This is a genomic window from Xanthomonas sp. D-109, assembly GCF_017746095.1.
Classification (GTDB): Bacteria; Pseudomonadota; Gammaproteobacteria; order Xanthomonadales; family Xanthomonadaceae; genus Xanthomonas_A; species Xanthomonas_A sacchari.
Window position 1 is genome coordinate 112,521 of record NZ_JAGHWV010000013.1, and the last position, 18,933, is coordinate 131,453.

The window sequence follows — 18,933 nt, forward strand, 5'->3', positions numbered from 1 at the left end:
GCTGGCGAACGGCGACAACGCCTGCACCCTCATGCGCGGCTGCGCTCGATGATGACCCCCACCGCCTGCGCCCCGCGCACCGCGCCCGGCTTGCTCAGCTTCAGCCGCAGCCAGCGCACGTCGAATTCCTCCAGCACCATCGCCGCGCAGCGCTCGGCCAGGGTTTCCACCAGCCCGTAACCGGACTGCTCGACCAGCTCCACCAGGCGCTTGCTCACCGCCTTGTAGTTGAGCGTATCGGCGATGTCGTCGCTGGCCGCGGGCTTGCGGTTGTCGAAGCCCATTTCCAGATCGAAGCGCAGCGTCTGCCGGATCCGCCGCTCCCAATCGTAGATGCCGATCAGCGCGTCGATTTCCAGACCTTCGATGAAGACTTTATCCATGGGCAGGGAATGGGGAATAGGGATTGGGGAATGGTAAGAGCAACGACAAAAGCGGTGCGTGAGCCGCTTACGATTCCCGATTCTCCATTCCCGATTCCCGACTTGCCGCCAGCGGCGGCAACGTGGCCATGTCCCAGCGCGGCGTCACCTGCACCGCGGATGCGGTGTCGTGCAGGCCGGCCTGCAGGCGCAGGGCGCCGGCGAAGGCGATCATCGCGCCGTTGTCGGTGCACAGCGCCGGGCGCGGGAAGCAGGCGCGGCCGCCGCGGGCCTGCGCCATCGCCTGCAGCTTGGCGCGCAGGCGCAGGTTGGCGCCGACGCCACCGGCGACCACGATGGTGTCGCTGCCGGCCGCCTCCAGCGCGCGCTCGCACTTGATCGCCAGCGTGTCCACCACCGCATCCTCGAAACCGCGGGCGATGTCGGCGCGCACCGTCTCGGACTGATTGCTGTCGCGCCAGGCCAGCAGCACCTGGGTCTTGAGTCCGGAAAAACTGAAGTCCAGGCCGGGCCGGTCGGTCATCGGCCGGGCGAAGCGGAACCGGCCCGAGGTGCCCTGCGTGGCCAGCGCCGCCAGTTGCGGGCCCCCCGGATACGGCAGCCCCATCAGCTTGGCGGTCTTGTCGAAGGCTTCGCCGGCGGCGTCGTCCAGGGTCTCGCCGAGCAGGCGGTAACGGCCGATGGCCTCCACCGCGATCAGCTGGGTGTGGCCGCCGGAGACCAGCAGCGCCACGAACGGCGGCGCCGGCGCGCCATGCACCGGGTCCGGATCCTCCATCAGCGGCGCCAGCAGGTGGCCTTCCATGTGGTGCACGCCGATCGCCGGCACCTCCAGCGCCCAGGCCAGGGCCCGGGCCACACCGGCACCGACCAGCAGCGCGCCGACCAGGCCCGGCCCGGCGGTGTAGGCCACCCCATCCAGGTCGCGCACCCGCAGGCCGGCCTCGGCCAGGGTCTGGCGGATCAGCGGCAGCAGCTTGCGCACGTGGTCGCGGCTGGCCAGCTCCGGCACCACCCCGCCGTACTCGGCGTGCAGGGCGATCTGGCTATAGAGCGCATGCGCACGCAGCGCGGCCGCGCCGGAACGGGTGGTGTCGTAGACGGCGACGCCGGTTTCGTCGCAACTGGATTCGATGCCGAGAACGTTCATGGGGTGCATTGTGCGGCCGAATCGGCGGCAGGCCAAACGGGGTGCTTGCAGCCGCGAAATCTGTCGCTATAATGTGCGGCTCGCCGGGCCTGACCCGGTCACCATTGTGTCCCGGAGATTCCATGCCCAGCGTTAAAGTCCGCGAGAACGAGCCCTTCGAGTTTGCGCTCCGTCGCTTCAAGCGCACCTGCGAAAAGGCCGGCGTGCTGGCCGAAACCCGCAAGCGCGAGTTCTACGAAAAGCCGACCCAGGAACGCAAGCGCAAGGCCGCTGCCGCGGTGAAGCGCCAGCTGCGTCGCACCTCGCGCGACGTCACCAAGCGCCAGCGTCTGTACTGAGGATCGCGGCCTACGGTAGCGGGATGTGCCGGTTTCGGCATCCGCTACGGTAAGCCCACGAAGCCGGCACGCGCAAGCGTCGCCGGCTTTTTGTGCATCTGCCGCTTTGGCCAGGCGATTCGCCCCGCGCCAGGCATCGGCCCCGCCCCTGTTCCCTCGGCGCCCGCGCGCCGCCTCGGCCACACGGCCTGCGCCGGCGCGCTTGCCTAGAATGCCCTTTCCCCTTTTCTCTTCCCTGTGGAGCCCCTCATGACCCTCAAGCAGCAGCTCACCGACGACATGAAGGCCGCGATGAAGTCCGGCGACAAGCACAGCCTCGGCGTGATCCGGCTGATCAACGCCGCCATCAAGCAGAAGGAAGTGGACGAGCGCGTGGAGATGGACGACGCCGCGGTGATCGCGGTGATGGACAAGATGGTGAAGCAGCGCAAGGACTCGGTGAGCCAGTACCAGGCCGCCGGCCGCGACGACCTGGCCCAGGTGGAGCGCGAGGAGATCGTGGTGATCGAGCGCTACCTGCCGAGCAAGATGGGCGAGGCCGAGATCGTCGCCGCGATCCAGGCGGCCAAGGCACAGACCGGCGCCGCCAGCCCGGCCGACATGGGCAAGCTGATGGCCGTGCTCAAGCCGATGCTGGCCGGCAAGGCCGACATGGGCCAGGTCTCGGTGCTGGTCAAGCAGCAGCTGGCCGGCTGACGCTATCGAGGCAATGGCGGGCGGCGGGCTTCACCCGCCTTTCGACGCCGGGCTGCTACAACGACCGGCAAGCCCGCGCCTCCTTCAGCGCGCAGTGCGGGACCGGCGTTGCGACGCCGCGCGCCGAAGGTCCCGCGCCCATGTCCCTGCCCCTGTCGTCCGATCGCCTGCACAAACACCTCGACCGCCTGCAGCAGAGCCTGCCGGCCGCGCTGGTGCGGCGCTTCGTCGAGATCGACGTGATGACCCAGGCGGCCTCGCTGTCGTTCTACGCGCTGCTGTCGCTGGCGCCGCTGCTGGTGCTGCTGCTGTGGCTCACCGCCTCGCTTTATCCGCAGGCGCAGGAGGCGCTGATCGCGCAGATCGGGCAACTGGCCGGGCACGGCGCGCGCGAGGTCGCGCAGACGGTGATCGACAACGCCAAGAACCAGCCCAACATCGGCTCGCTGGCCGGGCTGTGGAGCACCCTGCTGCTGTTCGTCGGCGCCACCGCGGTGTTCGCGCAGTTGCAGAACGCGCTGAACCTGATCTTCCGCACCGACAAGCAGCGCCTGGACGGCCTCATGGCCTGGCTGAAGAAGCGCGTGTTCTCCTTCGGCGTGGTGCTGGGGCTGGGCTTCCTGCTGCTGATCTCGATGATCCTGACCACCGTGCTGCAGGTGGTGTTCGCGCGGATGCCGTCGCTGCTGCCGGCGGTCGGCTACGTCTCGACCCTGGCGATCTACGTGCTGGCCTTCGCGGTGCTCTACCACTACCTGCCCGACCGCCGCGTGGAATGGCGCCAGGCGATCATCGGCGGCGCGATCACCGCCTGCCTGTTCGTGGCCGGGCGCTACGCGATCGGCCTGTACATCGCTACCGCCGCCCCGGGCAGCGCCTACGGCTCGATGGGCGCGCTGGTGATCCTGCTGGTGTGGATCTACTACGCCACCGTGGTGTTCTTCGTCGGTGCGCTGATCACCGCAGTGATCGACGAGCGCCTGCGCTCGCACAGCAAGCTCGTCGCCGCCGGGATCGACCCGCGCAGCGCCGCGCAGGCGCCGCCGTCGCCCTGACCGCACGGCGCTGCCCCACGCAGGCAGCGCGCCCAGCGTGACGGCGCACGCGCGTGGCATCCTATGCGGATGGCCCGCATCCCCGACGCATTCATCGACGACCTGCTCGCCCGCACCGACATCGTCGAGGTGATCGGCACGCGCGTGCCGCTGAAGCGCCAGGGCAAGGAGTACGCGGCGCGCTGCCCGTTCCACGACGAACGGTCGGCCTCGTTCACGGTGTCGCCGACCAAGCAGTTCTACCACTGCTTCGGCTGCGGCGCGCACGGCACCGCGATCAGCTTCCTGATGAACTACGACCGCCTCGAATTCCTCGACGCGGTCGACGAGCTGGCCAAGCGCGCCGGCATGGAAATCCCGCGCGACGCCCAGCAGCGTGGCGCCGCCCAGGCCGCCGGCGACGACCACCGCGACCTGTACTCGGCGCTGGAAGCGGCGGCCAAGTTCTTCCAGCGCCAGTTCGACGGCAGCGACAAGGCGCGCGCCTACCTGGACGGCCGCGGCGTGGATGCGGAAAACCGCGCGCGCTTCCAGATCGGCTACGCCCCGGACGGCTACAGCGCGCTGAAGGACGCGCTGGGCACCGACGAACGCCGGCTCAAGCTGCTGGACCGCGCCGGGCTGTTCTCCAAGAACGACCGCGGCCACGTCTACGACAAGTTCCGCGACCGGGTGATGTTCCCGATCTTCGACCGCCGCGGCCGGGTCATCGCCTTCGGCGGCCGCGTGCTCGACAAGGACGACGGCCCCAAGTACCTGAACTCGCCGGAGACCGCGCTGTTCCACAAGGGCCGCGAACTGTACGGCCTGTGGCAGGTGCGCCAGGCCAACCAGAAGATCGAGCGGCTGATCGTGGTCGAGGGCTACATGGACGTGGTCTCGCTGTTCCAGTTCGGCGTCACCCAGGCGGTGGCGACGCTGGGCACCGCGACCACGCCGGACCACGCCGAACTGTTGTTCCGCAACGCGCCGGACGTGTTCTTCTGCTTCGACGGCGATGCCGCCGGCCGCCGCGCCGGCTGGAAGGCGCTGGAATCGGTGCTGCCGCGCATGAAGGACGGACGCCAGGCGTTCTTCCTGTTCCTGCCCGACGGCGAGGACCCCGACACCATCGTGCGCAAGGAGGGCGCCGCGGCATTCGACGCGCGGCTGGTCCAGGCCACGCCGCTGTCGCAGTTCTTCTTCGACGAACTCTCGCGCGAGATCAACCTCGGCACGCTCGACGGCAAGGCGCGCCTGGCCGAACGCGCGCGGCCGATGCTGGCGCAGATTCCCGACGGCGCCTTCGGCGACCTGATGCGCCAGCGCCTGGCCGAACTCACCGGCATCGGCGCCGCCGCACCGGCAGTCGCCACGGCCGCGGCGAGCCGGCCGCAGCCGCGCACGCCGCGCCCGGCGCACAAGCGCAGCCTGGTGCGCGAGGCGATCGTGCGCCTGCTGCAGGCGCCCTCGCTGGCGCTGGACCTGCCGCCGCCCTACCCGTTCGCCGGCCTGCGCCTGCCCGGCATCGAACTGATGATCGAACTGCTGCAGATCGTGCATGCGCGCCCGGAAATCACCACCGGCGCCCTGCTCGAACACTTTCACGAACGCGAGGAACTGGCCGCGCTGCAGAAGCTGGCGGTGCAGGAGATTGCCGGCGAGACCGCCAGCTGGCGCCAGGAACTGCACGACGTGGTCGTGCAGTTGGAAAAGCAGACACTGCAGCAGCGCCTGGACGAACTGCAGGCCAAGCAGCGCGCGCAAGGGTTGGACGAGACCGACAAGTACGAACTGCGGGAGCTGTTGAAGGCGCGCGCTGGGCTGCATTAGCTGCGATGCGCCATGCTTCAGGCATCGGCGCCGGCCACGCAACGTGCGTGGCCGGCGCGATGCCAAACATCGTCCCTGCAGTCAGCCGTCGGTCAAGACACTCAGCCGCCCGCAGCAGCGGTGGACGCTGTGAACGCTGCCCGGTCCTTTGCCTGTAGCGCGCGTATGCCCGCAGCTGCCTCGTCCAGACGGGTCGCCTGCACCTGCAACAACGCATCGGTATCGATCTCCGCACTGCGCAACGTGTAACCCAACGGCACGACCGGCGTCAGCCAATCGGCGATCAGCGTTTGGTATGCGGTTCCGTGCTGGATTGCCATCTGCTTGAGAAACGCGAATGTATCCGTCGGCGGGGAGCCGCTGCGTGTTCCCTGCAAGGATTGATTCGCGATCTGGCTGTAGGTGATGCCCGACGCCAGCGCGTTGATCCGGGCCAGGAAGACGAACGCCTCCACGCCGGGAATCGATCCGTTGTCGTAGATGTGAGGAATCTCGCTCAGCATCTCCGGCACCCAGGCATGCGGCACCACGTCGAGCGTATTCCACATGTCGTGATTCCATGCCTGATACGGCTTCTCGCCGATGGCCGGCGGCGGCAGCATCTGTGCGCACACTTCCGCGAACGCCGCATTTCCCGGCGTGGCGCCGGCGGTGGCATAGCAGTACACATCCTTGCAACCAGCGAGCAGGCCTCTGCTCTTGAACCAGGTCGCCATGGTCGGCGACAACGCGCCGCCCAGGCTATGCCCGGTGAAGACCACTGTCGCGCCGCTTTGCTCCACGGTTTTCAGGAACGCGTCGAGCGTGGTGCCGGGGGCCGCCGCCGAGGCGGGACTCACCATATTGAGCAGGTGCCAGACACCCAGGGCGGTCCCCATGGAAATGACCGGTGTCTTCGGCAGAATCAGCTTGCCCGCCGCAACGGGTCGAGACGACGCCAACGGGTCATACTTCGCGAATTCGACCGTGGAAGCGACGTCGAAATCCTCCACTAACCAATCGTAGGGCGAAGACGGATTGGTCGCGCAAATCGCCACCACATACACATCGCCGGCAATGCCATTCACGTCGCTCGACTTGGCGACGAACATCGCGTTATCCGAGCGCACCGAATCCTTCGCTTGCCAGATCTGCGGCCCCCATACCACGTCCCAGGTACCGATCGCCGTTTTTGCCGGCTCCGAACCCAGCGTTGCATGCAACACACGTTGATAGTCGGCCTGTATCGCCGAGGCGACGCCATGCCGCCTACTGACCCAATTGGCCAAGCTCGAAAGCGCAAAAACGGTCTGATACTGGTCGTACGACATGGGCAAGCTCCTAATCCGTGGCAGTGCCTGGAGGAGCGGGAAGCGCAAACGCGTGCACGACGCGCCTGCGTGCCCGGCGCGCTCCCCATCGACCGGGTGGCCGCAATCTAGCAAGCCACTGCCGCGGGCATTTGACCGAAACAGCCGGCAGCGCAACATGTCTGCGAGTTGTCTACGCCGTGCGTCCGGATTCGCGCGCGGGCGCCAGGCTTTCTAAAATGCACGACTCCCCCGCTCGACTTCCCCCCATGCTCAAGTCCTGGCTCGCGCGCCTGCGCATCGAACCGTTCACCCTGGCGCTGCTGTGCACGGTGCTGCTGGCCTCGCTGCTGCCGGTGCAGGGGCGCGCGGCGTCGGTGATGGACGTGGTCACCGACCTGGCGATCGCCGCACTGTTCTTCCTGCATGGCGCGCGGCTGTCGCGCGCGGCCATCGTCGCCGGCGCGCTGCACTGGCGCCTGCACCTGACCATCTTCGCCGCCACCTTCATCCTGTTCCCGCTGCTGGGCCTGCTGTTCAAGCCCGTGTCGCACTGGCTGCTGACCCCGGACCTGTACATCGGCGTGCTGTTCCTGTGCACGCTGCCGTCCACGGTGCAGTCGTCGATCGCCTTCACCTCGATGGCCGGCGGCAACGTGCCGGCGGCGGTGTGCAGCGCCTCGCTGTCGAGCCTGCTCGGCGTGTTCCTGACGCCGATGCTGATGGGCCTGCTGGGCGGCGCGCAGAGCGCCATGTCCAATCCGCTGGAGGCGATGGGCAAGATCATGCTGCAACTGCTGGTGCCGTTCGTCGCCGGCCACCTGCTGCAGCGCTGGATCGGCGGCTGGGTCGAACGCCGCCGCGCGGTGCTGCGCTACACCGACCAGAGCACCATCCTGCTGGTGGTGTACACCGCCTTCAGTGCGGCGGTGGTCGAAGGCCTGTGGCGCAAGACGCCGCTGCCGGCGCTGCTCGGCGTCGCCGCGGTCGGCGTGGTGCTGCTGGCGCTGGCGATGACGCTGATCACCTTCGGCGCGCGGCGCCTGGGCTTCTCCCGCGAGGACGAGATCCCGATCGTGTTCTGCGGCTCCAAGAAGAGCCTGGCCACCGGCGTGCCGATGGCCAAGGTGCTGTTCGCCAGCGGCAGCCTCGGCGCGATCGTGCTGCCGGTGATGATCTACCACCAGATCCAGCTGATCGTCTGCGCGGTGGTCGCGCAACGCTACGCGCGTGCCGCAAAGGTGGACGCGCAGCAGTAGCGACCACCACGCGGCGACAGCCGATGCGGCGGCCATGCCGGCGCGACCGCGGGACGAGCGGCGTTCCGCGCGACGCCGCTACGGCATATGCAGATGCGCAGGCGGCATGTGCAAGCGCGGCAGGGGCTGCGTACAGTAGACGGCCGGCACGGCCGGCGCCGTGCCTCCCTCCCCACCCGGTGCCCCCATGAGCCGCATGTTCCGCCGTTCCGCGACGATCTCCGCCAGCCTGGCCACGCTGCTGGCGCTGGGCGCCTGCCAGAAACCGCCCGCACCGGCCGCGCCCAAGGCCGCCACACCGGCGCCGGCCGCCGACAGCGCCGGCATCGCCTGGCGCGAGGGCGACGTCGACGATGCCTTCGCCGAAGCGCGCGAACACGACAAGCCGGTGCTGCTGTACTGGGGCGCCGCGTGGTGCCCGCCGTGCAACCGGCTCAAGGCCACGCTGTTCAAGGACCCGGCGTTCATCGCCCGCACCCGCGCCTTCGTCGCGGTGCACCTGGACGGCGATTCGGAAGGCGCCCAGGCCTGGGGCGAACGCTTCGGCATCAAGGGCTATCCGACCATCATCGTGCTGCGCCCGGACCGCACCGAGATCACCCGCCTGGCCGGCGACAGCGACACCGTGCGCCTGGCCGAGGCCCTGCGTGTGGCCGCGACCCGCACCACCACCTCGGCGCAGTTGCTGCAGCAGGCGCTGAAGGCGCCGGCCACGCTCGGTGCCGACGACTGGACCCTGCTCGGCGAATACGGCTGGGCCGTGGATGCGGCGCAATTGGTCAAGCCGGGGGAGGCGGCCGACGTGCTCACGCGGCTGGCCGCCGCCGCGCCGCAGCCGGCATTGCAGCGCCGTTTCGCGCTGCAGGCGCTGGCGGCGCAGGACCCGGCCAAGACTGCCGCCGTGGACGCCAGGCACCGCGCCGCCGATCGCGCCCTGCTGCAGGCGGTGCTGGCCGATCAGGCCGAGGTGCGCGCCAATCGCAGCACGCTGACCTATGCGGCGCGCGAGCTGGTGCAGGCCGCGGCCAGCGACGCCGCCGAGCGCACTGCGCTGTCGAACGCGCTGACCCATGCGCTGGACCAGGTCTACGCCGACAGCAGCCTGCCGATCAGCGATCGCCTGGACACCGCCGCCGCGGACATCGCCCTGGCGCGGTTGGCGCAAGGCCAGCCGGCCGAGGCCGGCGATGGCCCGCATCCGCCGCTGCCGCCCGCAGTGGTCGCCAAGGTGCAGCAGCGCGTGCAGTGGGCCGAGCAGGCCGCCAAGACCGACTACGAGCGCCAGTCCACCATCAGCACCGCCGCCGACCTGCTCGATGAGGCCGGCGACAGCGCCGGCGCCGAACAACTACTGCTGGCCGAGCTTCAGCGCAGCAAGACCCCGTACTACTACATGCCGGAACTGGCCAGCCTGGCCGAGGCGCGCGGCGACAAGCAGACGGCGCTGTTCTGGCTGAAGAAGGCCTACGAGAGCGCGCAAGGCCCCGCCACCCGCGTGCAGTGGGGCGTGCTCTACGTCGACGGCCTGGTCCGGCTGCAGCCGGACAATGCGGCCGCGATCGAGGCGGCCGCCGGACAGGTGATTGGGGAACTGGCCGGCCAGCCCGACGGCTATCACCAGCGCACCCGCCAGCGCTTCGACACCCTGGCCAAGACCCTGCAGGCCTGGAGCAAGGGTCATGACGGCCGCGCGGTGCTCGCGCGGCTGCAGCACAAGATGCAGCAAAGCTGCGGCAGCCAGCAGGGCGACGGCTGCCAGCATTGGCTGGGCTGAGCGCGAGAGGCGCGTCCTGCACGGCGACCGTGCAACGCGCTGGCGACGGCCGCTAGTCCTCTGCACGGCCGCCATTCGCTGGAGATCTGTGCGCCGCGGCGCGATTGCCCAGCGCCGCACGATGGACCGCTGGCAGACCTCGCGCAGCGACGCGCAATGGCGCGCCGTGCGCTCGACCGTTCCCGATCAGGCCGCCACGCGGACCGGCGTCGCAGCCTGACCGGCGCCCTGGCTGCCGGGGCGGCGGCCGCTGCCGGTATGCGCGTTCAGGCCCTGCGCCTGCCCCTCCAGCGCGCGCGCGGCCTCGGCCATCTTTTCGACCAGCGCCGCGTTCTGCTGCGTGGCGGTGTCCATCTGCACCACGATCTGGTTGACCTGGCCGATGCCGGCGCTCTGCTCGCGGCTGGCGCCGGCGATGTCGGTCATGATGCGCTGCACTTCGCGCACCGAGCCGAGCAGTTCTTCCATGGTGGCGCCGGCGCGCGCGACCAGCGCCGAGCCGCGATCGACCTGCTCGCTGGAACCGGCGATCAGGCCACGCACTTCCTTGGCCGCGTCGGCGCAGCGCTGGGCCAGGCTGCGCACTTCGGTGGCGACCACGGCGAAGCCGCGGCCCTGCTCGCCGGCACGCGCGGCTTCCACCGCCGCGTTCAGGGCCAGGATGTTGGTCTGGAAGGCGATGCCGTCGATCACGCTGATGATGTCGGCGATCTTGCGCGACGCGCTCTCGATGCCGGCCATGGTCTGCACCACGTCGCGCACCACCTCGCCGCCGCGCTGGGCGACGTCGCTGGCGCCGTCCACCAGGCGGTTGGCATGGCCGACGTGTTCGACGTTGCGCTGCACGGTGCCGGTGATCTCTTCCATCGAGCTGGCCGCCTCTTCCAGCGCCGCCGCCTGCTGCTCGGTGCGCCGGGCCAGGTCGCTGTTGTCATCGACCATTTCCGCGGCGGCGGTCTGCAGGGTGTGCGCGGCCTCGCCGAGCTGGCGCGCGGCATGGATGTCCAGCAGGGCGCCGACCGCGCGCAGCGGGGTGCCGTCGGCGGCGCGCTTGGTCAGGCCGCGCGCGCGGAACCAGCGGTACTCGCCGTTCTTCAGCTGCAGGCGGTATTCAATGTCGAAGCCGGTGCGGCCGGTACGGTCGTTGAGGTGCGCGGCGAATGCGTTGAGCGCGAACTGCGCGTCCTCCGGGTGCAGGCGCGAGGACCAGCTGTCGAGCACGTTCGGGAACTCGGCCTCGGAGGCGAAGCCCAGCAGCGAACGGAACTGCGGCGACCACCAGAACTCGTTGGACGGATTGATCGGGTCGCCGGCGATCACGCTCATGTCCCACAGGCCGTCGTTGAGCATCTGCTGGCCCAGCTCGAAGCGCGTCAGCACGATGTCCAGGAATGCCTCGCGTTCGCGCCGCTCGGTGATGTCGGTGAGCGCGCCGGCCACGCGCAGCGGCGTGCCCTGGGCATCGCGCTGGGTGGTGCCGATCGCGCGGAACCAGCGGTACTGGCCGTTCTTCAGTTGCAGGCGGTAGTCCACGTCGTACGGGGTCTGGCCGCTGCGGTCGCCCAGGTGCGCGGCGAACGCGTCCAGCGTGGCCTGCTTGTCCTCCGGGTGCAGGCGCGAGGCCCAGCTGTCGAGCACGTTGGGAAAATCCAGCTCGGAGGAGAAACCCAGCATCGCGCGGAACTGCGAGGACCACCAGAATTCGTTGGCGGGGTTGATCGGATCGCCGGCGATCACGCTCATCTCCCACAGGCCGTCGGTGGTTGCCTTGGTGACCAGGTCGAAACGGACGCGCATCTCGTCCAGATTGGCGAGGGCGCTGTCGGCCTGCGCACGGGTGCGGTCACGCTCGGCCTCTGCCTCGCGCAGGCGCTCGGTCAGTGCCTGCAGCTTCGCCGCGTCTTGCTTGCTCTTACCCCACATGGATGTCTCCGCGGCTTTGCCGATTTTGGTCGTTCGTCCGGTAACGACCGCGGCCGGCAACACTTGAGCGGAAAAATGAACGAACTGTTCAGGCAATCCAGTGGTCGATCAGCAAGAACGCGAACAGCGCCATCAGGTACACGATGGAGTAGCCGAACATGCGCATCGAGAACATCTCGTCCGGCGGGTCGAGCATGCGCCAGGCGTACCAGAGGAACACCGCGTCCAGCACCAGGGTGCCGCCGAGGTAGAACACCCCGCTCATGCCCACCGCCACCGGCAGCAGCGTCACCACCACCAGCAGCACCGTGTACACCAGGATCTGCCGGCGGGTATGCGCCACGCCGTGGGTGACCGGCAGCATCGGGATCGAGGCCTTGGCGTAGTCGGCGCGGCGGAAGATCGCCAGCGCCCAGAAGTGCGGCGGCGTCCACACGAAGATGATCAGCACCAGCAGCGAGGCATAGGCCCAGTCCCACTGGCCCTGCATGCCGGTGATCGCGGCCCAGCCCAGCAGCGGCGGCGCCGCGCCGGCCAGGCCGCCGATGACGATGTTCTGCGGCGTGGTGCGCTTGAGGAACACCGTGTAGATCACCGCATAGCCGATCAGCGAGGCGAAGGTCAGCACCGCGGTGATCCAGTTGACCCACACCACCAGCACGGTCATCGACAGCGCGGTCAGCAGCGACGCGAACAGCAGGACCTGCCACGGCAGCACCTTGCCCACCACCAGCGGGCGCCAGGAGGTGCGTGCCATCTGCGCGTCGATGCGCGCGTCCAGCAACTGGTTGATCGCCGCCGCCGCCGAGGCCGCCAGCCAGATGCCGAAGAAGCCCAGCAGCCCGGTGCGCACCTGCGCCCAGGTCGGCAGCCCCGGGATCGCCAGGCACATGCCGACCAGGGCGGTGAACACGATCAGCGCCACCACCTTGGGCTTGGTCAGGTCCCAGTAGTCGCGCCAGTGGACGCGGTGCGCGCTCATTGCGGCGCCCGCAAGCGCGCCAGCAACGACACCAGCACGAACAGCAGCGCCACCGCGCCGGCGTTGTGCAGCACCGCCACCGGCAACGGCAGCGCCAGCTTGACGTTGAGGATGCCCAGGCACACCTGCGCGACCAGCAGCAGCGCGAGCGCCACCGCCCAGCCGCGCATGCCCGGCGTGCGGCTCAGCCGCCAGCTCAGCCACAGCAGGTAGGCCGCCACCACCATCGCCATCATCCGGTGCGCCATCTGGATGGCGATGCGCGCCGCGCCGTCGAGCACACCGCCTTCGTAATCCACGCCGATGCCGCGCCAGAGAGTGAATCCCTCGCGGAAATCGTGCGGCGGCCACCACTGGCTGACGCAGCGCGGGAAGTTGTCGGCCGACCAGCTGCCGCCGCCGCAGGCCAGCGCCGCGTAGTTGGCGCTGACCCAGCCGCCCAGCGCGATCTGCAGCACCAGCACCGCCACGCCCAGGCGCAGCAGCCACTTCAGGCGCGGCGCATCGGCCAGGGTGATCGGCAGGTGGGTGGCGCGCCAGGCCATCCACACCAGCAGCGAGAACATCAGCAGGCCGCCCAGCAGGTGCCCCATCACCACGATCGGCTTGAGCAGCAGGGTCACCGTCCACATGCCCAGCAGGGCCTGGAAGATCACCACCGACAGCGTCAGCACCGCCGCGCGGGCCAGGTCGTCGTTGGACCAGCGCAGCGCCGCCAGCAGAAGGATCGCCTCGCCGCCGACCGCCACCAGCATCGCCAGCCCCGGCCAGCCGGACATGTACAGCGGGATCGACAGCGCCACCAGCGCCGCCGCCGTCACGATCTGGGCGATGCCGAGCCGGCGCCGCCGCGCCGCCAGCAGCGACAGCACCAGCACCTCCACGCCCAGCGCGCCGGCCAGGAAGCGGTGGATCTGCTCGCGCCAGGCCTTGTGCGTCTCCAGCGGCCGGATCTTGCTGGCGGCGTGGGTATCGGCTTCGGCGCTGGTCTGCGGCCAGGTGATGCGCCCGTAGCAGGTCGGCCAGTCCGGGCAGCTCATGCCGGCATCGGACAGGCGCACGAACGAGCCGAACATGATGGTGCTGGCGGTGAACAGCGCCGCCAGCCAGGCCATGCGGTGGAAATGCCGGAACAGCGCCGGGCGCGCGAACAGGGTCATAGGGAGCGGCTCACAGGAGTTTCAGCAGCTTCGCCAGGTCCGCGCGCAGCCCGGCCGGGTCGAACCCGGGGGCATAGCGCAGCACCACGAAACCGTTCGGATCGATGACGTAGACCGGCACCCCGGCCGCATCGCGCACCCGCGGCAACGCCGCCAGCAGCGCCGGGTCCGCGCGCAGCGCCTGCACCTCCGGCAAGGCCCGCGCGGCGGCCGGCGGCGTGCCGATCCAGAGGATCTGCACGTGGTCGGCGTCGTGGCCGAACAGTTGCCAGACCTTGTCCAGGTCGCGCGCCAGCGCCTCGCAGGCACTGCCGCAGTCGGCCGGCGGCGCCAGCGCGATGCGCCACAGCCGCCGCTGCGGCTCCCAGGCGTAGACGCCACCGTCGGCCAGCCGCGGCTGCAGCGCACGCAGGTCGGCCGGCGGCTGCAGCAGTTCGCCGTGGTTGCGGCTGGCGGCCGGTTGCCAGCCGGAAAAGCGCAACGCGCCGGCGACCAGCATCGAGCCGAAGAACAGGACGAACAACACGATCAGCGGCCAACGGCCGCGTGCGGCCGCCGGGCGCGGGGCCGGGGTGGGAGCATTCATGCCGGGGATTTTCTCATGCGCGCGCGCTCAGCGCCCGCCCCGTCCCCTGCGTACGCGCCAGCTAAGCAGCGCCGCGGTGACCAGCACCGCCAGCGCCAGGCCGAACCATTGCACCGCGTAACCCAAGTGGCGCTCGGGCGGCAGCGTGTTCGGCAGCAGGTCCAGGTCGCGCGGATAGCCCAGCGGCAGGGCCGGATCCAGGCGCAACACCTGCGACAAAATGTCGCGGCGGCCGAGTGCCTCGCCGATCGCTCCCGGCTCGATGCGCATCGCCAGCCAGCGCTGCGGCGACGGCGCCGCGACCAGCGCCGGGCCCAGGGTCAATCCATGCGACGGTGGCGGCCCGAGCAGGCCGACCAGCGTGTAGCGGCCCTGCAACGGTGCCGGCTCCGGCAGCGCGCGGTCGGCCGGCAGCGGCAACCAGCCCAGTTCCACCAGCAGCGGCGCCGCCGCGCCGTCGGCCAGGAACGGCTGGTACACCTTCACCCCGCTGCGGCCCTGTCGCAGCTGGTTGTCGAGCAGGATCTGCCCGGGCAGGAAGCGGCCAGCGCCATGCACCCAGCGCAGTTGTCCCGGCGGCGTCGCACGCAGCGCATCGGCCAGCGTCTGCGGACGATCGCGCACATGCGCCGCCTGCGCCAACAGCGCCTGCTTCTCGTGCATGCGTTGCAGTTGCCAGCGGCCGAGCATGCAAAAGCACAGCGCCACCGCCAGCGCGACGCTCCAGCCCAGCCACAGCGGCATGCGTCGGCGCGCGCCCACGCGCGAGGCAGCGACGAGGGTCATAATGCGGACACACCATGCGCCGAGACGCCCATGAACGACTCGCTGAAGACCTTGCTGATCGTCGCGTTCCTGCTGCTCATCCTGTGGAACCTGGGCGCCGGCCTGTACTACCTGTTGGTGGACCGCGGCCAGAGCAAGCGCACGGTGAACGCGTTGACCTGGCGCATCGGCCTATCGGTGTGCCTGATCCTGCTGGTGATCCTGGGCATCTATACCGGAGTGATCAAGCCTCATGGGCTCGGGCGCTGAGAAGCCGGGAACGGAGAATCGGGAAAAGAGAATCGGCAAAGCGGGAGCGCAAGCGAAAGCCGCTATTGCGATTCCCCATTCCCGATTCCCTATTCCCGGCAGTCAAAGCACGTAGACGAACAGGAACAGCGCCAGCCACACCACGTCGACGAAGTGCCAGTACCACGCCGCCGCTTCGAAGGCGAAGTGGTTGTCGCGGCTGAAGTGGCCGCGGCTGATCCGCAGCAGCATCACCAGCAGCATGATCGTGCCCAGCAGCACGTGCGCGCCGTGGAAGCCGGTGAGCATGAAGAACGTGGAGCCGTAGATGCCCGAGCCCAGGGTCAGGTTGAGCTCCTTGTAGGCATGCATGTACTCCTCGGCCTGGAAGTACAGGAAGGTGCAGCCCAGCGCCACGGTCAGCGCCTGGAACACCATCAGCCGGGTGCGCTGGCCGGCCTTGAGCGCGTGGTGGGCGATGGTCAGGGTCACGCCGGAGCTGAGCAGGATCAGCGTGTTGATCAGCGGCAGGCCCCAGGCCGGGATGGTCTGGAACTGGCCGCCGATGCCGCCCGGGCCGTTGGTCGGCCAGGCGGCGGAGTAGCCGTCCCACAGCAGCGCGTTGGTCATCACCCCGTCGCCCTCGCCGCCCAGCCACGGCAGGATGAAGGTGCGGGTGTAGAACAGCGCGCCGAAGAAGGCGCCGAAGAACATCACCTCGGAGAAGATGAACCACACCATGCCCATGCGGAACGACACGTCGACCTGGCGGTTGTAGTGCCCGGCGATCGATTCGCGGATCACGTCGCCGAACCACATGAACAGCGTCGCCACCAGCATCGCGATGCCGGTGAAGAAGGTCCACTTGCCCCAGGACGCGTCGTTGAGCCAACTGGCCACGCCGATCATGGTCACGAACATCGCGATCGAGCCGATGAACGGCCAGCGGCTCTGGCTGGGCACGTAGTAGGCATTGGCGGTGGCGTCGGTGCTGGGCTGGGCCATGGCAGGCATTCCGGTCGGGTCAGGGAGCCGCGCGCGCGGAACCGGCCAGTTTCGGCGATCCCAGTTCCGCGCTCAGCGCATCGTTCTTGTAGAAGGTGTAGGACAGGGTGATGGTGCTGATGTCGCTGGGCAGGTTGGGATCGACGATGAAGCGCACCGGCATGTCGCGTTTCTCGCCGGCCTGCAGGGTCTGCGCGGTGAAGCAGAAGCACTCGGTCTTGGTGAAGTAGCCGGAGGCGCGTGCCGGCGCCACCGACGGCACCGCACTGCCGACGATGGCATGCGCGCCGTCGTTGTGCGCGTAGTACAGCGCCTCGTTGAGCTCGCCCGGCACCACCTGCATGGTCAGTTGCTCGGGATGGAACGACCACGGCAGCTTGGAATTCACCCCACCATCGAACTGCACCGTGACCGTGCGCTTGCCCGCCAGCGGTTTGCCGGCCTGCGGTCCTTCGCCGGGGCCGCGTTCCAGGCGCACGCCGAACACCTTCTCGCAGGCGATGCGGTACAGCGGCACCAGCGAGAACGTCAGCAAAAACACCGCCAGCGCCACGCCGACCAGCTTGAACAGCCCGGCGCTGCTGTGCACCCGCGGCGCTGGCGCGTTCATCGGCCCAACACCCCCGAGAGGATGAAGCCGACGTAGATCGCCAGCGCCACCGCACCGACCACCAGCGCGGTGCGCGCCGCACGCTTGCGGCGCAGAACCAGGTCGTCGAGCGGCGGTTGCGCGGTCATCAGTGGCTGATGTCGTCGTGGGCCAGGTCGCCGGGCTTGATCACCGGCGGCAGGGTGAAGGTGTGCGCCGGCGCCGGCGACGGCACCGTCCACTCCAGGCCGCGCGCGCCTTCCCACGAGCGCGCTTCTGCGCGCGCGCCGTTGCGCAGCGACGCCAGCAGGATGCCGGCCATCAGGAACGGGGTGACGAACATGCCGAACGCACCGATCGAGCTGACCAGGTTCCAGTCGGCGAACACCACGTTGTAGTCGGGGATGCGCCGCGGCATGCCGGCCAGGCCGAGGAAGTGCTGCGGGAAGAACAGCAGGTTGACGAACAGCATCGTCCACCAGAAGTGGAACTTGGCCCAGGTCTCGTTGTACATGCGCCCGGTCCACTTCGGCCACCAGTAGTACACCGCCGCGATCAGCGCGAACACCGCTCCGGTAACCAGCACGTAGTGGAAGTGCGCGACCACGAAATAGGTGTCGTGGTACTGGAAGTCGGCCGGCACGATCGCCAGCATCAGCCCGGAAAAACCGCCGATGGTGAACAGGATGACGAAGGCGATGGACCACAGCATCGGCGACTCGAAGGTCATCGAGCCCTGCCACATGGTGCTGACCCAGTTGAACACCTTCACCCCGGTGGGGATGGAGATCAGCATGGTGGCGAACATGAAGTAGATCTCGCCGCCCAGCGGCATGCCCACGGTGAACATGTGGTGCGCCCAGACGATGAAGCTCAGGAACGCGATCGCCGCGATCGCGTAGACCATCGCCTGGTAGCCGAACAGCGGCTTGCGGCTGAAGGTCGGGATGATTTCGCTGATCACGCCGAACGCCGGCAGGATCATGATGTAGACCTCGGGGTGCCCGAAGAACCAGAAGATGTGCTGGTACATCACCGGGTCGCCGCCGCCGGCGGCGTTGAAGAACGAGGTGCCGAAGAACTTGTCGGTCAGCAGCATGGTCACCGCGCCGGCCAGCACCGGCATCACCGCGATCAGCAGGAACGCGGTGATCAGCCAGGCCCAGCAGAAGATCGGCATCTTCAGCAGGTCGATGCCCGGCGCGCGCATGTTGAGCACGGTGGCGATGATGTTGATCGCGCCCATGATCGAGCTGATGCCGGCGACGTGGATGGCGAACACCGAGAAGGCGACGTTGTAGCCGCCCTGCAGCATCAGCGGCGGATACATGGTCCAGCCACCGGCCGGCGCACCGCCCGGCAGGAAGAAGGTCAGCAGCAGCAGGGTGAAGGCTACCGGCAGCAGCCAGAACGACCAGTTGTTCATGCGCGGCAGCGCCATGTCCGGCGCGCCGATCTGCAACGGGATCATCCAGTTGGCCAAGCCGACGAAGGCCGGCATCACCCCGCCGAAGATCATCACCAGCGCATGCACGGTGGTCATCTGGTTGAACTGCTCGGGCTTGATGTATTGCAGGCCCGGCTGCGCGAGCTCGAGGCGGATCATCACGCTCATCGCCGCACCGACGATGAACATGGTGAAGCTGAAGAGCAGGTACAGCGTGCCGATGTCCTTGTGATTGGTCGAGAAGAACCAACGCTCGACGAAGCTCTGCTGATGCCCGTGCTCGTCGTGGTGATCGACTGCCGAATGGGCCATGGCGGCTACCTCAGAAAAGGAATGCTGGAGATCAGGCGGCTTGCACGATCAGGTGCGAGTCGGAACGAGGACGCGACAGCCGCGCCTGCGGCGGCGCCGCCGGCGCCTGGGCGTCGGCGGGCGCGGCAGCGGGTTCGGCGGCGGCCGGCGCAGCAGCCG

General features: G+C 69.0%; 19 protein-coding genes. 7 read left to right on the plus strand and 12 right to left on the minus strand.

Annotation, left to right across the window (positions count from 1 at the left end):
* Positions 1–29 precede the first annotated feature (29 nt).
* Positions 30–383 carry a dihydroneopterin aldolase gene (gene folB, locus J7357_RS14350; protein ID WP_010341629.1) on the minus strand — a complete coding sequence of 118 codons (354 nt, stop codon included), beginning with the start codon at positions 381–383 and terminating at the stop codon, positions 30–32.
* A gap of 67 nt (positions 384–450) precedes the next feature.
* Positions 451–1,533: a tRNA (adenosine(37)-N6)-threonylcarbamoyltransferase complex transferase subunit TsaD gene (gene tsaD, locus J7357_RS14355; RefSeq protein ID WP_209247458.1), complete on the minus strand. Its 1,083-nt coding sequence runs from the start codon at positions 1,531–1,533 to the stop codon at positions 451–453.
* Positions 1,534–1,655: 122 nt separating this feature from the next.
* On the opposite strand from tsaD, the gene rpsU reads away from it, so the two are divergent.
* The 4 genes from rpsU (at position 1,656) to dnaG (ending at position 5,434) form a co-directional block, all read left to right on the plus strand.
* Positions 1,656–1,871: a 30S ribosomal protein S21 gene (gene rpsU / locus J7357_RS14360; RefSeq protein ID WP_003465342.1), complete on the plus strand. Its 216-nt coding sequence runs from the start codon at positions 1,656–1,658 to the stop codon at positions 1,869–1,871.
* A gap of 249 nt (positions 1,872–2,120) precedes the next feature.
* On the plus strand, positions 2,121–2,567 hold the full coding sequence (locus J7357_RS14365) for a GatB/YqeY domain-containing protein (RefSeq protein ID WP_010341627.1): 447 nt from the start codon (positions 2,121–2,123) through the stop codon (positions 2,565–2,567).
* A 140-nt stretch (positions 2,568–2,707) separates the two neighbouring features.
* Positions 2,708–3,622, plus strand: coding sequence for a YihY/virulence factor BrkB family protein (locus J7357_RS14370; RefSeq protein WP_010341626.1), 915 nt, complete (start codon positions 2,708–2,710; stop codon positions 3,620–3,622).
* A gap of 69 nt (positions 3,623–3,691) precedes the next feature.
* Positions 3,692–5,434 (plus strand): DNA primase, encoded by a 1,743-nt coding sequence (gene dnaG, locus J7357_RS14375; protein ID WP_209247460.1) that lies wholly within the window; start codon positions 3,692–3,694, stop codon positions 5,432–5,434.
* Positions 5,435–5,535: 101 nt separating this feature from the next.
* On the opposite strand, the gene J7357_RS14380 is transcribed toward dnaG, so the two are convergent.
* Complete coding sequence (locus tag J7357_RS14380) at positions 5,536–6,744, minus strand: hypothetical protein (protein WP_209247461.1); 1,209 nt, start codon at positions 6,742–6,744, stop codon at positions 5,536–5,538.
* A 248-nt stretch (positions 6,745–6,992) separates the two neighbouring features.
* On the opposite strand from J7357_RS14380, the gene J7357_RS14385 reads away from it, so the two are divergent.
* Together J7357_RS14385 and J7357_RS14390 are read left to right on the plus strand one after the other, a co-directional pair.
* Positions 6,993–7,982 carry a bile acid:sodium symporter family protein gene (locus J7357_RS14385; protein ID WP_019801128.1) on the plus strand — a complete coding sequence of 330 codons (990 nt, stop codon included), beginning with the start codon at positions 6,993–6,995 and terminating at the stop codon, positions 7,980–7,982.
* A gap of 187 nt (positions 7,983–8,169) precedes the next feature.
* Positions 8,170–9,756, plus strand: a complete 1,587-nt coding sequence (locus J7357_RS14390; RefSeq protein WP_209247463.1) for a thioredoxin family protein — start codon at positions 8,170–8,172, stop codon at positions 9,754–9,756.
* A gap of 186 nt (positions 9,757–9,942) precedes the next feature.
* On the opposite strand, the gene J7357_RS14395 is transcribed toward J7357_RS14390, so the two are convergent.
* The 5 genes from J7357_RS14395 to J7357_RS14415 form a co-directional block, all read right to left on the minus strand.
* Positions 9,943–11,679: a PAS domain-containing methyl-accepting chemotaxis protein gene (locus tag J7357_RS14395; RefSeq protein WP_209247465.1), complete on the minus strand. Its 1,737-nt coding sequence runs from the start codon at positions 11,677–11,679 to the stop codon at positions 9,943–9,945.
* A gap of 88 nt (positions 11,680–11,767) precedes the next feature.
* Positions 11,768–12,661 (minus strand): heme o synthase, encoded by an 894-nt coding sequence (cyoE, locus tag J7357_RS14400; protein WP_019799725.1) that lies wholly within the window; start codon positions 12,659–12,661, stop codon positions 11,768–11,770.
* The gene (locus J7357_RS14405; protein WP_019799724.1) at positions 12,658–13,821 is read right to left on the minus strand and encodes a COX15/CtaA family protein; all 1,164 of its coding nucleotides are present in this window, start codon (positions 13,819–13,821) and stop codon (positions 12,658–12,660) included. Before J7357_RS14405 ends, cyoE begins: the two co-directional genes overlap by 4 nt.
* A 10-nt stretch (positions 13,822–13,831) precedes the next feature.
* Complete coding sequence (locus J7357_RS14410; protein ID WP_209247467.1) at positions 13,832–14,407, minus strand: hypothetical protein; 576 nt, start codon at positions 14,405–14,407, stop codon at positions 13,832–13,834.
* Between the two features lie 27 nt (positions 14,408–14,434).
* Positions 14,435–15,193: an SURF1 family protein gene (locus tag J7357_RS14415; protein WP_209247469.1), complete on the minus strand. Its 759-nt coding sequence runs from the start codon at positions 15,191–15,193 to the stop codon at positions 14,435–14,437.
* 30 nt (positions 15,194–15,223) lie between these two features.
* Here J7357_RS14415 and J7357_RS14420 point away from each other — a divergent pair, with 30 nt between their 5' ends.
* On the plus strand, positions 15,224–15,442 hold the full coding sequence (locus J7357_RS14420) for a twin transmembrane helix small protein (RefSeq protein ID WP_010341612.1): 219 nt from the start codon (positions 15,224–15,226) through the stop codon (positions 15,440–15,442).
* 102 nt (positions 15,443–15,544) lie between these two features.
* Here the strand turns inward: J7357_RS14420 and J7357_RS14425 are convergent, their stop codons facing one another.
* Genes J7357_RS14425 through ctaD form a run of 4 tightly spaced genes read right to left on the minus strand, consistent with a single transcriptional unit; the run spans position 15,545 to position 18,774 of the window.
* A complete protein-coding gene (locus J7357_RS14425) occupies positions 15,545–16,426 on the minus strand; it encodes a cytochrome c oxidase subunit 3 (protein WP_010341611.1) in 882 nt (293 codons plus the stop codon).
* A gap of 19 nt (positions 16,427–16,445) precedes the next feature.
* Positions 16,446–17,036, minus strand: a complete 591-nt coding sequence (locus J7357_RS14430) for a cytochrome c oxidase assembly protein (RefSeq protein ID WP_019801216.1) — start codon at positions 17,034–17,036, stop codon at positions 16,446–16,448.
* A complete protein-coding gene (locus J7357_RS21520) occupies positions 17,033–17,164 on the minus strand; it encodes a hypothetical protein (RefSeq protein ID WP_010341609.1) in 132 nt (43 codons plus the stop codon). Before J7357_RS21520 ends, J7357_RS14430 begins: the two co-directional genes overlap by 4 nt.
* Entirely contained in the window at positions 17,164–18,774 is a 1,611-nt protein-coding gene (ctaD, locus tag J7357_RS14435; protein WP_209247471.1) for a cytochrome c oxidase subunit I, read from the minus strand. The genes J7357_RS21520 and ctaD overlap by 1 nt, the downstream gene beginning before the upstream one ends.
* Positions 18,775–18,933 lie beyond the last annotated feature (159 nt).

Bases quoted from the DNA above. Each gene is read 5' to 3' on its own strand.
- J7357_RS14380 (WP_209247461.1), bottom strand. From the start codon at position 6,744: ATGTCGTACGACCAGTATCAGACCGTTTTTGCGCTTTCGAGCTTGGCC.
- J7357_RS14410 (WP_209247467.1), bottom strand. From the start codon at position 14,407: ATGAATGCTCCCACCCCGGCCCCGCGCCCGGCGGCCGCACGCGGCCGT.
- cyoE (WP_019799725.1), bottom strand. From the start codon at position 12,661: ATGAGCGCGCACCGCGTCCACTGGCGCGACTACTGGGACCTGACCAAG.
- J7357_RS14390 (WP_209247463.1), top strand. From the start codon at position 8,170: ATGAGCCGCATGTTCCGCCGTTCCGCGACGATCTCCGCCAGCCTGGCC.
- tsaD (WP_209247458.1), bottom strand. From the start codon at position 1,533: ATGAACGTTCTCGGCATCGAATCCAGTTGCGACGAAACCGGCGTCGCC.
- J7357_RS14425 (WP_010341611.1), bottom strand. From the start codon at position 16,426: ATGGCCCAGCCCAGCACCGACGCCACCGCCAATGCCTACTACGTGCCC.
- J7357_RS21520 (WP_010341609.1), bottom strand. From the start codon at position 17,164: ATGACCGCGCAACCGCCGCTCGACGACCTGGTTCTGCGCCGCAAGCGT.
- J7357_RS14395 (WP_209247465.1), bottom strand. From the start codon at position 11,679: ATGTGGGGTAAGAGCAAGCAAGACGCGGCGAAGCTGCAGGCACTGACC.
- dnaG (WP_209247460.1), top strand. From the start codon at position 3,692: ATGGCCCGCATCCCCGACGCATTCATCGACGACCTGCTCGCCCGCACC.
- rpsU (WP_003465342.1), top strand. From the start codon at position 1,656: ATGCCCAGCGTTAAAGTCCGCGAGAACGAGCCCTTCGAGTTTGCGCTC.
- folB (WP_010341629.1), bottom strand. From the start codon at position 383: ATGGATAAAGTCTTCATCGAAGGTCTGGAAATCGACGCGCTGATCGGC.
- J7357_RS14430 (WP_019801216.1), bottom strand. From the start codon at position 17,036: ATGAACGCGCCAGCGCCGCGGGTGCACAGCAGCGCCGGGCTGTTCAAG.
- J7357_RS14370 (WP_010341626.1), top strand. From the start codon at position 2,708: ATGTCCCTGCCCCTGTCGTCCGATCGCCTGCACAAACACCTCGACCGC.
- J7357_RS14365 (WP_010341627.1), top strand. From the start codon at position 2,121: ATGACCCTCAAGCAGCAGCTCACCGACGACATGAAGGCCGCGATGAAG.
- J7357_RS14420 (WP_010341612.1), top strand. From the start codon at position 15,224: ATGAACGACTCGCTGAAGACCTTGCTGATCGTCGCGTTCCTGCTGCTC.
- J7357_RS14405 (WP_019799724.1), bottom strand. From the start codon at position 13,821: ATGACCCTGTTCGCGCGCCCGGCGCTGTTCCGGCATTTCCACCGCATG.
- J7357_RS14385 (WP_019801128.1), top strand. From the start codon at position 6,993: ATGCTCAAGTCCTGGCTCGCGCGCCTGCGCATCGAACCGTTCACCCTG.
- ctaD (WP_209247471.1), bottom strand. From the start codon at position 18,774: ATGGCCCATTCGGCAGTCGATCACCACGACGAGCACGGGCATCAGCAG.
- J7357_RS14415 (WP_209247469.1), bottom strand. From the start codon at position 15,193: ATGACCCTCGTCGCTGCCTCGCGCGTGGGCGCGCGCCGACGCATGCCG.